Source organism: Rhodococcus sp. DMU1 (assembly GCF_012272955.1).
Classification (GTDB): domain Bacteria; phylum Actinomycetota; class Actinomycetes; order Mycobacteriales; family Mycobacteriaceae; genus Rhodococcus; species Rhodococcus aetherivorans.
Genome location: NZ_CP050953.1, coordinates 60,465 through 73,297, shown reverse-complemented (window position 1 = coordinate 73,297; position 12,833 = coordinate 60,465). Strand labels below are relative to the sequence as shown.

At 66.2% G+C, this 12,833-nt stretch carries 13 protein-coding genes; all 13 read left to right on the top strand.

The features are described from left to right. Positions 1–65 precede the first annotated feature (65 nt). The 13 genes from HFP48_RS28385 to HFP48_RS28325 all read left to right on the top strand — a co-directional run bounded on the left by HFP48_RS28385 (position 66) and on the right by HFP48_RS28325 (position 12,830). Positions 66–1,067, top strand: coding sequence for a cytochrome P450 (locus HFP48_RS28385; protein WP_246872600.1), 1,002 nt, complete (start codon positions 66–68; stop codon positions 1,065–1,067). 26 nt (positions 1,068–1,093) lie between these two features. Then, the gene (locus tag HFP48_RS28380; protein ID WP_165040813.1) at positions 1,094–1,480 is read left to right on the top strand and encodes an ester cyclase; all 387 of its coding nucleotides are present in this window, start codon (positions 1,094–1,096) and stop codon (positions 1,478–1,480) included. A 75-nt stretch (positions 1,481–1,555) separates the two neighbouring features. Continuing rightward, entirely contained in the window at positions 1,556–2,497 is a 942-nt protein-coding gene (locus HFP48_RS28375; protein ID WP_168580740.1) for a PDR/VanB family oxidoreductase, read from the top strand. 40 nt (positions 2,498–2,537) lie between these two features. After that, a complete protein-coding gene (locus HFP48_RS28370; protein ID WP_168580739.1) occupies positions 2,538–3,326 on the top strand; it encodes an SDR family oxidoreductase in 789 nt (262 codons plus the stop codon). Positions 3,327–3,364: 38 nt separating this feature from the next. Continuing rightward, positions 3,365–4,129 (top strand): glucose 1-dehydrogenase, encoded by a 765-nt coding sequence (locus HFP48_RS28365; protein WP_168580738.1) that lies wholly within the window; start codon positions 3,365–3,367, stop codon positions 4,127–4,129. A 203-nt stretch (positions 4,130–4,332) separates the two neighbouring features. Beyond that, on the top strand, positions 4,333–5,643 hold the full coding sequence (locus HFP48_RS28360) for a CoA transferase (RefSeq protein WP_246872599.1): 1,311 nt from the start codon (positions 4,333–4,335) through the stop codon (positions 5,641–5,643). Next, positions 5,643–6,815, top strand: a complete 1,173-nt coding sequence (locus HFP48_RS28355) for a CoA transferase (RefSeq protein WP_168580737.1) — start codon at positions 5,643–5,645, stop codon at positions 6,813–6,815. Before HFP48_RS28360 ends, HFP48_RS28355 begins: the two co-directional genes overlap by 1 nt. After that, positions 6,808–7,989 (top strand): lipid-transfer protein, encoded by a 1,182-nt coding sequence (locus tag HFP48_RS28350; protein WP_168580736.1) that lies wholly within the window; start codon positions 6,808–6,810, stop codon positions 7,987–7,989. The genes HFP48_RS28355 and HFP48_RS28350 overlap by 8 nt, the downstream gene beginning before the upstream one ends. Beyond that, positions 7,986–8,408 (top strand): OB-fold domain-containing protein, encoded by a 423-nt coding sequence (locus HFP48_RS28345; protein WP_168580735.1) that lies wholly within the window; start codon positions 7,986–7,988, stop codon positions 8,406–8,408. The genes HFP48_RS28350 and HFP48_RS28345 overlap by 4 nt, the downstream gene beginning before the upstream one ends. Then, the gene (locus HFP48_RS28340) at positions 8,405–9,499 is read left to right on the top strand and encodes a phosphotransferase family protein (protein WP_168580734.1); all 1,095 of its coding nucleotides are present in this window, start codon (positions 8,405–8,407) and stop codon (positions 9,497–9,499) included. The genes HFP48_RS28345 and HFP48_RS28340 overlap by 4 nt, the downstream gene beginning before the upstream one ends. A 260-nt stretch (positions 9,500–9,759) precedes the next feature. Beyond that, the gene (locus HFP48_RS28335) at positions 9,760–11,010 is read left to right on the top strand and encodes an acyl-CoA dehydrogenase family protein (protein WP_168580733.1); all 1,251 of its coding nucleotides are present in this window, start codon (positions 9,760–9,762) and stop codon (positions 11,008–11,010) included. Between the two features lie 222 nt (positions 11,011–11,232). Continuing rightward, a complete protein-coding gene (locus tag HFP48_RS28330; protein ID WP_168580732.1) occupies positions 11,233–11,682 on the top strand; it encodes an OB-fold domain-containing protein in 450 nt (149 codons plus the stop codon). Next, complete coding sequence (locus HFP48_RS28325) at positions 11,679–12,830, top strand: thiolase family protein (RefSeq protein ID WP_168580731.1); 1,152 nt, start codon at positions 11,679–11,681, stop codon at positions 12,828–12,830. The genes HFP48_RS28330 and HFP48_RS28325 overlap by 4 nt, the downstream gene beginning before the upstream one ends. The last annotated feature ends 3 nt before the right edge of the window (positions 12,831–12,833 follow it).

Here is a 12,833-nt window from a genome sequence, read left to right as displayed (position 1 = left end):
CCACCCGGTACGAGGACGTGTTCAAGGTCCTGCGGGATTGGAAGCGGTTCTCCTCGGAGGGTGGCGTGGCGATCCTCGGACACGATAATCGTTCCGAGCCGCCGAAGAACGAAGGACGCTTTCTGCCCGAGGACCTCGATCCGCCTGCCCAGACCGGCTGGCGCAAACTCCTCAATCCTGAGTTGACGGAGGAGAAGATGCGCCGGTTTCTGCCGGCGATCACCAAGGAGATCGACTCTTTCCTCGACGCGGGCATCGCGGCCGGTAGCTTCCGCGTCATGGAGGACTTCCTGCGTCCGCTGCAGCTTCGCGCGGTCTTCTCCAATCTGCTCAATCTCGAGGGTGACCGCATCGACGACTGGATGAAGTGGGCTCACGACATCTTTGTCGGTGAAACGGCCGAGGAGGCAGAGACCGCCTTCGTCAGCCTCTACACCGCGATCGACGCGCTCGTTCGTGAACGCATGGCGCACCCGATCGAGGACGACCTCGTCAGCATGGTGTGCCAGGTCGAGGAGATCGATGGCCGCGAACCTACTCTCGCCGAGCGCATCGCGGTGGTTCTTCCGCTGTCCATCGCGGGTCTGGAATCGACCGGAACCGTGCTGGGTGGGACGATCCACCATCTCGCCACCCATCCGGACGACCTCGCCGAGATCGTTGCCGATCCGGCGCTGATCCCGGAGGCGGTGGAGGAGGGACTGCGTATGTTCGCCAATGTGACAGTCCTGCAGCGTACGACGACCTGTCCGGTCACCGTCGGCCGGACCGAACTCGGACCCGATGCCAAGGTATGGACCTCGTACAACGGCGCCAATCGCGATCCTGCGAAGTTCCCGAATCCGCATACCTGGGATCTGCACCGCACGGACAAGAACCACCTCGCGTTCAGCATCGGACCGCACCGGTGTCTGGGGTCGAACTTCGCTCGCGTGATGATGACCCGGGTTCTCGAGCGCATGGTGGAGAAGATGCCGCGTTTCGCGCTCGCCGAGGGACAGTCGGTGCAGTACCACTCGATGCCCACCCGCGGGATCCACGAGTTCACCCTCACCGTTCAGCCGTAACCCGAGCCTTCCCGAAGGACAGGACCATGAACAACACCAATTCCGTAGAACTGCTGGACCTCGCCCACGGTGTGGTCGATGCCTGGAACCGTCTCGACCTCGATACACTGCGCGAGCTCGTCGACGAGAATGTCGTGGTGGTGCACCAGAACCGCGGTGTCGCGGCCAAGGGGCGCGACCTGATGCTGCAGACGGTGGAACAGATGAGCGCGGTCTTCCCCGACCGCGCGATCGGGGAGACCACTCGGTGGGCGACGACCGGTAATTCCGTCATGCGGGAAACCACCTGGCAGGGCACCGCCGCCGCCGACGTCCCCGGATTCGGCAAGGCGGGCGAGTTCTGCAAGCTGAACGTCCTGTCGATCATGACGTTCGACAACGGTCGCCTGACCGAGTGGTGTGACTACGGATAACTCTCGGAGGTGCCTGGCGTCGCATCCTGCTGCGCCAGGCACCCTGCCCTCGGCCCGATCGAACCGGAAGTGAAAATGGACCTCGAACTACGCGTCCTCCAGCGCCGCTCGGTTGCCGACGGCATCGTCGAGCTGACCTTGGCGCACCCGGACGGCTGCGCCCTGCCCCCGTGGGACGCCGGCGCACACATCGACCTCGAACTCGGCGAGTTGCTCAGGCAATACTCCCTGACCGGCCTCGAGGCTCGAGACGACCGTTGGATCGTATCCATCCTTCGCGAACAGGCCGGCCGCGGCGGATCCCGCTACGCGCACGAGTGCCTGCCCGAAGGGTCGCCGGTGCGCGTCTCGCTACCACGTAATCACTTCCGGCTTGACGCACAGGCGCCACGAGTGCTGTTCGTTGCCGGCGGGATCGGAATCACCCCCATCCTGCCGATGATCAGGCAGCTCGAGGCGGCGGGGACTCAGTGGGAGTTGTTCTACTGCGGCCGGTCCCGCACGAGCATGGCCTATCTGGACGAACTCGCCAAGTTCGGAGATCGGGTGCGTATCCGGCCCGACGACGAGTTCGGAATCCCGGATCTCGGCACGCTCGTGTCCGAGACGGCGATCGACACCGTGGTGTACTCGTGCGGCCCGGAGAGTCTGCTGGCCACCCTGGAAACGCGCTGCGCCGAGGCGACACCCCCGCGACAGTTGCGTGTCGAGCGCTTCGTCCCGAAGATCGTCGAACCCACAGAACCCGACCACGGGTTCGACGTCGAATTCGCCCAGAGTGGCGTCACGGTGACGGTGCCGGTGGGGCGGTCGATTCTCGAGGTGGCGGAGGAGTGCGGCGTCGACATCATCTCCTCGTGCAGCGAGGGCACCTGCGGAACATGTGAAACGCCCGTACTGGAAGGCATTCCCGACCATCGCGATTCGGTGCTGACCCAGGAGGAGCAGGCCTCGTGTGCCACCATGATGCCCTGCGTGTCACGCGCCAAGTCGGCCCGTCTGGTACTCGACGTCTGACCACATCCGGCGCCGTGCGCCATGACAACAGGAAGACTGCATGAGCAACGAACACAACCCTACAGCGGCGCTCGACGGACAGCGGGCACTGGTCACCGGGGCCAGCGAGGGCATCGGCCTCGGGATCGCCGAGGCCCTGGTCCGCGCCGGAGCGGACGTGATGATCGCCGCCCGCCGCCGGACCCAGCTCGAAACGGCACAGAAGGAGCTGCAGAACGTGGCCCGGCCGGGCCAGCGCGTCGACATCGTCGAGGTCGACATCCGACAACCGGAGTCGGTTGCCGCGATGTTCGACCGGGTGGACGCGGAGTTCGGGGATCTCAATATCCTCGTTGCCAACGCGGGAAGCGGGTCCATGGTTCCGTTCCTGGAGATGACCGAGGAAATCTGGCAGTCCACGCTCGACCTGAATCTCAGCGGCACCTTCCGATGCTGTCACCAGGCCGCCACCCGGATGGCGGCGCGTGCGGACAAGCAACAGAATGCCGCCGTCCTCGTCGTATCATCCATCCGCGCGCTGGGAACCCGGCCCGGCACGATTCACTACGCCACGACGAAGGCCGGACTCAACCAGTTCGTTCGTGTCGCCGCGTACGAACTCGCCGAATTCGGTGTCCGAGTCAACGCGCTCTCACCGGGCATCACCGCGACCCCGATGGCGCTCGAACGCAACCCCGACACGTTCGCCAAGATGGCGGCGACCGTCCCGATGGGCCGGGCCGGCACCGTCGAGGACATGGGTGCGGCCGCGGTCTACCTGAGCAGCCCGGCAGCGGGCTTCGTCACCGGCGTCAACCACATCGTCGACGGCGGCGAGTCGCTCTACTGAATTGCCGATGCGGGCTCCGTGCCCGCGAAGGGAGAAGCATGGGAACCGACCGAAACAATCTTCGCGGCAAGGTCGTCCTCATCACAGGAGGCAGCCGCGGCCTGGGCGCCGAGATGGCGTGGGCATTCGCGGAAGAGGGCGCCGACATCGTCGTCGCCAGCAGGAAGGAGCAGCCCTGCATCGACCTTGCCGCGGAGATCGCAGCGAGGACCGGTGTCGAGACGATGGGTATCGGCGCGCACGTCGGTGACTGGGATGCGATGCCGGCCCTCGTCGATGCAGTGTACGAACGATTCGGTCACCTCGATGTGCTGGTCAACAATGCCGGCATCGCGCCGCTGTATCCCAGCCTGGGCGAAATCAGTCAGGAACTGTTCGACAAGATCATCGCAGTGAACCTCAAGGGACCGTTCCGGCTCGGTGCGCTGGTGGCCGAACGGATGAAATCCGCCGGCCACGGCACGATCGTCAACATCAGCAGCAATGCCTCCGAGCGGCCGGCTCCGGAGTATGTGCCGTACGGCGCGGCCAAGGCCGGACTCAATTCGCTGACGAAGGGGCTCGCGGCGACGTACGGTCCGGAAGTGCGGGTGAACACGATCATGGCCGGGGCGTTCTTCACCGACATCAGCAAGGGCTGGGATGCGGACGCGTTCGACGAGCTGGCCTCGTCCTGGCCGATTCCCCGCGGGGGAAAGCCCAGCGAGATCGTAGGGGCCGCTCTGTATTTCGCCGGCGATGCCTCGAGCTTCACCACCGGGACCATCCTGCCCGTCGACGGTGGTCGGATGGCCGTGGGCTGACGACTGGATCGTCGACTCAAGAAGGCTGCGGCGCAACGAGACCCCGCACGGAGTTTGCGTGCGGGGTCTTTTCGCGGCACAACTTGTGCTATTTCCTCATGATGTTTACGCTCGGGGTCGGGTGACACGAGACACATCGGCGGACTCCACGGAGTCGCACCCGACCCCATCTCTCGAGACGATTCTGGAACAGGAGGCATGTGGTGACTGCAATCGAAGATCCCACGCCGACGACGATCGGGCGCCGCCCAGGGATGCGGGTGGGTCCACTGGCAGGGGTGCGAGTGGCCGACTTCTGCTGGATGGGGGTCGGGGCCGTAGCGACGCGGATGCTCGCCGACTTCGGGGCCGAAGTCATCAAGATCGAATCACGTGATCGCCTCGACATGCCGCGGCGCCTGCCGATCTACAAGGACGAGGTCCGCTCGTACGGCGAGGAAGACCCCAACCCGGACCCCAACAAGGGCGGCTTGTTCAACAACTACAGCCGCAACAAGCTCGGCGTCACCATCAACATGAAGACCGAACGCGGTCAGCAACTCGTCCGGCAACTCATCGGTGCGAGCTCGGTGGTCACCGAGAACTTCGCACCCGGTGTCATGGAGAAGTGGGGGCTGACCTACGACGCACTGAAAGAGATCACTCCCGATGTGATCCTCGCCCGAATGAGCGGGTACGGGCACAGCGGACCCCACCACAAGTTCAAGAGTTACGGCCCCGTGGTGCAGGCGGTGTCCGGTCTGTCGTTCATCTCGGGACTCCCGGGGCGTGAACCGTCGGGGTGGGGATTGTCGTACATGGACAACCAGGCGGCGTACTACAACTCCGCGGCGGTTCTCATGGCGATCATGCAGCGCGCCGTCACCGGCAAGGGCCAGGAGATCGACGTCTCCGCCGTCGAGGCCGGGATCAATCTGCTCGGCCCGGATCTGCTCGACGTCGCCGTCAACGGCGTGGTCACGCGACGCCCCGAGTACCCGACGGGCAATCGGCTCGTCCACCCGGCCGCGGCACCGCACGGCGTGTATCCGGCGCAGGGCGAGGACACCTGGGTTGCCATCGCGGTCTTCGACGACGACCAGTGGGAGCGACTCGTCACGGCCCTCGGCCGACCCGACTGGGCGACGGCTTCGCAGTTCGCGGACGCGCGCAGCCGGTACGCGCGTCAGGACGAACTCGATGCGCACCTGTCGCAGTGGACGGCGCTGCGGCCGGCTCACGAGACCATGCACCTGCTGCAGCAGGCCGGAGTGCCCGCGGCAGCGGTGCAGAACTCCCGGGATCTGGCGGAATCGGACCCGCAGATCGCGTATCGCGGCACCTTCTTCGAGCTCGACCATCCGGTCATCGGCGTCGCGAAATTCGAGGGCACTCCGATGCGGTTCACCAGAACCGTGCAACAGAACTGGCGCTCTGCCCCCCTGCTGGGCGAAGACAACGAGTACGTGTTCGGCGACATCCTGGGCCTGGATCACGCGGAGATCGCCGAGTTGACCGCGGAAGGTGTGATCTGATGGAACTGGCATTCAGCGGGCTGCGGGTCGTCGAGATCGCCGACGACCCGGCCGGGGAATACGCCGGCAAGTTGCTGGCAGACCAGGGCGCCACGGTCGTGAAGGTGGAACCGACCGGCGGCGCCGCCAGCCGACACATCGGACCTTGGGCCAACGGGACGGAGGACCCCGACCACAGCCTGAACTTCTGGACCTACAACACGTCCAAACAGTCGGTAGTTCTGGCCGACGACGATCAGGGCCGCGCCGCCCGTGCCGCGCTCATCGCGGAGGCGGACATCGTGCTGACCACCGGCCGACCTGTCGATCTCGCCACGGCCGGTCTCGATCTCGAGGGCCTGTGCGCCCAGCACAGCAAGCTGATCGCCCTGTCGATCTCCCCGTTCGGGCTCACGGGTCCGTGGGCGAACTATCTGAGTTCCGACCTGGTCGGGCTGGCCGCCGGGGGGCTTCTCAACAGCTGTGGATACGACGACCACTCCATTCCGCCGATCCGGCCCGGTGGCAATCAGGGCTACATGACGGCAGCCAGCTTCGCGCTGTGCGGGGTGGTGCTCGCCCTGATCGAGCGACAGCAGACAGGACGCGGCCAACTGGTCGACGTGTCGATGCACGAATCGATCGCGGTCACCGGCGAACTCGCCAATCCGTACTGGTTCTACCCGAAGGCCGTGGTCAAACGGCAAACCTGTCGGCACGCGCAGCCGTCGCCGACCCAGTCCGCGCTGTTTCAGTGCGCCGACGGTGTGTGGGTCTACTTCGCCCTCATCCTCGCCGATCAGTTCGCGTGGAAAGCCCTCACCTCCTGGATGGACGAGGTCGGACTCGTCGCCGACCTCGCCGAGGGAGCATTCGACTCCTTGGCCTATCGGCAGGAGAACTTCGCGCACATCCAGGGCCTGCTCGAAGCGTTCTTCATGATCCAGGATTCGGAAACGGTCTACCGGGACGGCCAGAAGTGGGGGCTCCCGATCGGACCGCTGCGCGCACCCGAGGAGGTGCTGCGCGACGAGCATCTCGCGGCCCGGAACTTCTTCGTCGACGTGACCATGGCGGACGGCAGCACGACCACCTTCCCCGGTGCGCCCTACCGATTCTCGAACGGCTACGGCGACCCCCACCGCCCACCCATGCTCGGGGAACACACCGAGGAGGTGCTCTCCCATGACTGACATGTGGCAGCGAGACGTGTGCGCCATCGTCGGCGTCGGCGAATCCGACTACTCGAAGGACTCGGGAACCAGCGTGACAGCCCTCGCCGCCGCGGCATCTCGGGCGGCCCTGGCCGACGCGGGCCTCGACCCCGCCGACGTCGACGGGGTCATCCGCAACGACATGGATCTGGTCTCGTGCGCCGCGCTGGCCGACGCCATCGGCGCCCGCAATCTGACGTACTACGGCGAGGCAGGGCCGGGAGGGTCGGGCCCCGCGGCCATGGTGGCCCAAGCCGTCGGCGCCATCATGAGCGGCCAGGCGAGCACCGTCGTCGTGTTCCGTTCCCTCAACGGCCGGTCCGGAAACCGGTTCGGCCTCTCCTCGGAACCGGCGACGACCACGGGGGGAGGCGAGTCGATGACCGAGTTCTTCGGCCCCTACGGCCTGCTCTCCCCGGGCCAGTTCTTCGCACTCCTCGCTCAGGAGTACATGTACAAGACCGGGACCACGTCCGAGCAACTGGGGCACATCGCACTCGCGGCTCGTCGACACGCCAACAACAATCCGCGGGCGCAGATGTACGCCCGGAAGATGACGCTCGACGACTACCTCGACTCGCGGATGTTGTCCTCACCACTGCGGTTGTTCGACTACTGCCTCGAAACCGACGGCGCAGCCGCGGTGGTGGTGACCAGCACCGCGCGCGCCCGCGACCTGCGGCAGACGCCGGCTGTGATCCGGGCCGCCGCCATGGCCAGCGGTCCCCGCCCTCAGCCGGGGCAGATGTATCCGGTACTGATGCGGGACAACCCGCTGGACATGCCGTCGCGGTACTGCGCAGAAACCCTCTACCGCCGAGCCGGCCTCGGTCCGAAGGAGGTCGATTCGGCCCAGCTGTACGACTGCTTCACGATCACGGCCCTGCTCCAGGTCGAGGACTACGGGTTCTGCGACCGCGGGGAAGCCGGGGAGTTCGCCGCAGCGGGCGAGCTCGAGATCGGCGGATCGATACCGTTCAACACCAGCGGAGGACACATGTCCGAGGGCTACATCCATGGGATGAACCACATCGTCGAGGGAGTCCGCCAGATTCGGGGAACCTCGAGCAACCAGGTCCCGGGGGCCTCGGTGTCCTTGGTGACCTCTGCTCCGCCGCCGTCGACCTCGGCACTGATTCTGGTGGCGGCATGAGCGCCCGCCTGGCCCCGACCGTTGTCGATCCCGCGTCGAGAGGCTTCTTTGCGGCGGCGGCAGAGGGTCGACTCGCCGTGCTCACCTGTACCCGATGCGGTGGCCACACCCACCTGCCTCGTCCCTACTGTGTGCATTGCGACGCCGATGCGCTGGAATGGCGTGAGGTCCCACCTCGCGGCCGGGTGCGTTCGTGGACCGTTGTCGAGCATCAGGTGCATCACTCGTTTCCCACGCCGTACACCGTGGTTCTCATCGACATCGACGACAGTCCCGGTGTCCGCATGATCGGGTACCTACCGGGGCGGGCCGAGGTGGACCAGAACACGGTTCTGCACGCCGATTTCGAAGACCTGGGGCGCGACGCCGAGGGAAATCGGATCATTTTGCCCCGGTGGAGAGTGGGGGAGACGCAGTGACCTCCGGAAGTGCGGCAGAGCCGCAGGTGGAGCTGGCGCCCGTGCGAGCCGGCGAAGAACTCGACTGGCAGAGCCTGGAACGGTATTTGCGGCAGCACCTTCCGGAGCTGGACGGTGAATTCTCCGTGCTGCAGTTCCCGCGGGGCTCGGCGAATCTCACCTACCGGGTGAAGTTCGGTGAGACGCTCCTCGTGGTGCGCAGGCCACCGTTCGGAACCCTGGCGCCGGGGGCGCACGACATGGCCCGGGAGTACAAGGTGCTCTCGCGGCTGCACGCCGGGTATCCGCGGGCGCCGCGGGCGCTGCTGCACTGCGCGGACCCGACCGTGATCGGAGCCGAGTTCTTCGTCAACGAGTATCGAGAGGGAATCGTCGTGTGGGACACCGTGCCCGCCTCGATGCAATCTTTCGCTGACGCGGGCCATCGGATCGGATTCGCAGTGATCGATGCGTTGGCCGACCTGCACGAGGTCGAGCCCGCAGCGGTGGGTCTAGGCGATCTGGGCCGTCCCGAAGGCTACCTCGAGCGCCAACTGGCGGGGTGGCAGAAGCGATGGGCGGCGGTCGAAGCCGAGGTCGGCGACGACGACACGATCGCACTGGTTCGCGACGTCGCCAATCGGCTGTCGGCGCGCAAACCGATCAGCCAGCGCAGCGGCATCGTGCACAACGACTACAAGGTGGACAACTGCCAGTTTGCCGCGGATGATCCCACCCGCGTCACCTCGGTCTTCGACTGGGACATGGCCACCGTCGGGGACACACTCGTGGATCTGGGAACGCTGTTGAACTATTGGCCCGATGCCACGGCCGACCCCGGCTCGGATGCGGCGTTTACCGCCGTACCGGGCATGGATGCGCTCGAACTGCCGTCGCGGCACGCTGTCGTGGAGCGATACGCGCAGAACAGCACCCTGGATCTCAGCGACATCGGATGGTACGAGGCCTTCGGATGCTGGAAGACCGTGGTGATCTTGCAGCAGCTCTACGCTCGCTTCGTACGAGGCGAGTCGACGGACCCTCGGATGGGGGAGCGGGGTGCTGCTGTCGCGCCGTTGGCGCGCCGAGCTCTGGGCCTGTTGAGGGCATGATCTGCCGACGCAACGGTCTCGGATGCGCGGCGTATGCGGTGTGTGGCCGCACTTGACCGGTCGGACGGGACAGCGCCGAGCGAGGCACGTCGTGCCTTCCCGGAACGTGGTGGGTGCCCTAGGGGCTCGGACCCGAGCAGTGGGGAACGACCGACGGTGATCTTTCGTGTCGCCGCGGCCGAAACAGTTTCGGCCCGTTTCCCGAGTAGGACCGTGTCGAATATTCAACAGAGCCCCGGGGCTCGAAGGAGGTGGATCGGATGCGCAGTCCGAGCTTGGAGACGTTTCGTGAGCAGGCGCGGGCCTGGCTGACCGAATCGGGACTGCCCCGGGCCGGCACGGACGACGGTGTTCCGGTGTGGGGTAGCGGTTCGGACGATGTCTCCGTGTTCCACAACCTGTCGTTCGAGGCGGAACAAGCACTCCTCGACCGGTTGCGGGAATGGCAGCGAACGAAGTACGAGGCCGGCTACGGCGCCCTGACATGGCCGGAGGAATTCGGTGGTCGTGCCTTGGCCCCGGAGTTCGAGGATGTGTTCGCCGCGGAGGAACGAGCGTTCGACGCCGGTGGAGCCCACGAATTGCTGTCGGTCACTCTCCATCTGATCGCGCCGACCATCCGGTTGCTCGGCACGGACGAGCAGAGGCAGCGCTTCATCCGCTCGTTTCTCAGTGGACGCGAGTTGGCGTGTCAGCTCTTCTCCGAACCCGGAGCGGGATCGGATCTGGCATCGCTGGGAACCCGCGCCGTGCGAGACGGCGGCGATTGGGTGATCAGCGGACAGAAGGTGTGGACTTCCGGGGCACAGTTCGCGCAGTGGGGGCAGCTCATCGCCCGGACCGACCCGGATGTCCCCAAGCACCAGGGCATGACCGCCTTCCTCGTGCCCATGGATTCACCCGGCATCGAGATCCGGCCGTTGCGCCAGATGTCGGGTGGAACCAGCTTCAACGAAGTCTTCCTCGATCAGGTGCGAGTTCCGGACAGCCTGCGCCTCGGTGAGGTCGGGCACGGTTGGAAGGTGGCATTGACCACCCTCGGTTTCGAGCGCGGAGCCAGCTCCTCGACGACCGGGGTAGGTGGCAGTTGGCGGCAGGCGGTGGGGCTGGCCGCGTTCACCGGGGCCGACCGGGACCCCGTGCTGCGGCAACAGCTTGCCGACGTGGTCATCGCGCACAAGCTGGGCGAAATTGCCCACGCCCGAGACGAGCAGGCCCGAAGGCAAGGACACCCGCTGGGCGCGGTCGGGTCGGTCCGCAAGATGCAGTGGGTCCGGCGCATGCTGGGGATCTCCGACTTCGTCGCTGCCGCGCTCGGTCCCCGACTCGTCGTCGATTCCGGGGAATGGGGCACGTTCGCGTGGAGCCAGCACGTGCTCGGCGTGCCGGGCTACCGCATTGCAGGCGGGTCCGACGAGATCCAGCGGAACATCATCGCCGAACGCATGCTGGGCCTGCCGGCGGAGCCACGCACGGACCGCACGACGCCGTGGCGAGACTGCCGTCGCTGACCGAGCACTTCCGGGAGGCCGTCCGCAGGGTCCGATCGGAAATCCGAGATCCCTTGCCCATTTTCCTCATGATGAATACAGTGTCCTAAGGGGATGCGAGCCGCATCACATTCCAGCGACGCTGGGCGGGCATGGCCGGATCGGCCGGTCCCGCCGTCGTGGCCCGTACCGCACATCCGCTATTGCGTCGCACGCATATTCGTACAGAAAGGACCGGACGTGATGCCGTATCGATTGATCGACCGGACGCTGTTCACCACCGACATCGACACCGGCTCCGGCGACGGACCGGCGCTGTGTGGGAGTCGCTGTGCGGACTGCGCGACGGTGACCTTCCCTTTCCACGATGCGTGCCCCCGCTGCAGTCGTACCAACACACAACCCCACGAACTACCGCGCGAAGGAACACTGTGGGCGTTCACCGTGCAGGGGTTCGAACCCAAGTCGCCGTACCGCTCCGACGGCGGGCCGTTCACGCCCTACGGAGTCGGATACATCGACCTGGGGGAGGTGCTCGTCGAATCCGTCCTGACCGAGAACGACCCACAGAGGTTGAACAACGGGGACCGCTACGGGCTTCGCCTGATCCCTGCCTTCACCGACCCTGACGGAACGACGGTGCTCACCTACGCCTTCGCTCCCCTCGACTCGGAAGGCCAGGACATCCGATGAACCCTAAGGACGTCGCCATCGTCGGAATCGGCATCCACCCGTTCGGCCGCACCCCTGGGGTGAGCGGGCGGACGCAGGGCGCCTACGCCGTTCGGCAGGCTCTCGCCGATGCCGGCGTGGAGTGGAAGGACATGCAGTTCGCCTACGGTGGAAGCTATTCCGCCGGTGATGCGGACACGCTGGTGTCCGAGCTCGGCATGACCGGACTTCCCTTCATCAACGTCTCGAACGGCTGTGGGACGGGCGGCTCCGCGCTCACGTCCGCCCGACACGCCATCCTCTCCGGTGCGTACGACGTCGGCATGGTGGTCGGCTTCGACAAGCATCCCCCCGGAGCGTTCAACGAGGACCCGGAGAACCTGGGGCTCGGTGCGTGGTACGGCGAGACCGGCATGATGGTCACGACACAGTTCTTCGCCATGAAGATCCAGCGCTACATGGGTGTGCACGGCATCGAACACACCACGCTCGCCGAGGTGGCCGCGAAGGCGTTCCGCAACGGTTCACGCAATCCGAACGCGTGGCGCCGCAAGCCGTTGTCGGTCGAGGAGATCGCCACCGCGCCCATGATCAGCTACCCCCTCACGCAGTACATGTTCTGTTCGCCGGGGGAGGGGGCGGTGGCGCTGGTCCTGGCCCGGGCGGACCGCGCCAAGCAGTACACCTCGACGCCGATCTACCTGCGGTCCTGCGAATTCCGGTCGCGTCGGTTCGGCTCGTTCGAGGTGTACAGCCCCTGGACGTCGCCGGCTGTCGCGGACGGTCCCACGGTCGAAGCAGCCGCGGCGGCGTTCGAAGCCGCAGGGATCGAACCGAGCGAAATCGATCTGGCGCAGATCCAGGACACCGAATCCGGCGCCGAGATCATGCACATGGCCGAGACCGGACTGTGTGAGCACGGCGAACAGGGCGCCCTGATCGAGACCGGCGCTACCGAGATCGACGGACGGCTGCCGATCAACACCGACGGCGGTGTGCTCGCGAACGGTGAACCGATCGGCGCGACCGGGCTGCGCCAGGTCTACGAGAATGTCCTGCAGTTGCGTGGGGACGCCGGCGACCGACAGGTTCCGGGCTCGCCCCGCACGGCCTTCACCCACGTCTACGGCGCCCCGGGCATCAGTGCCTGCACCGTCCTCACCCGCTGAGTT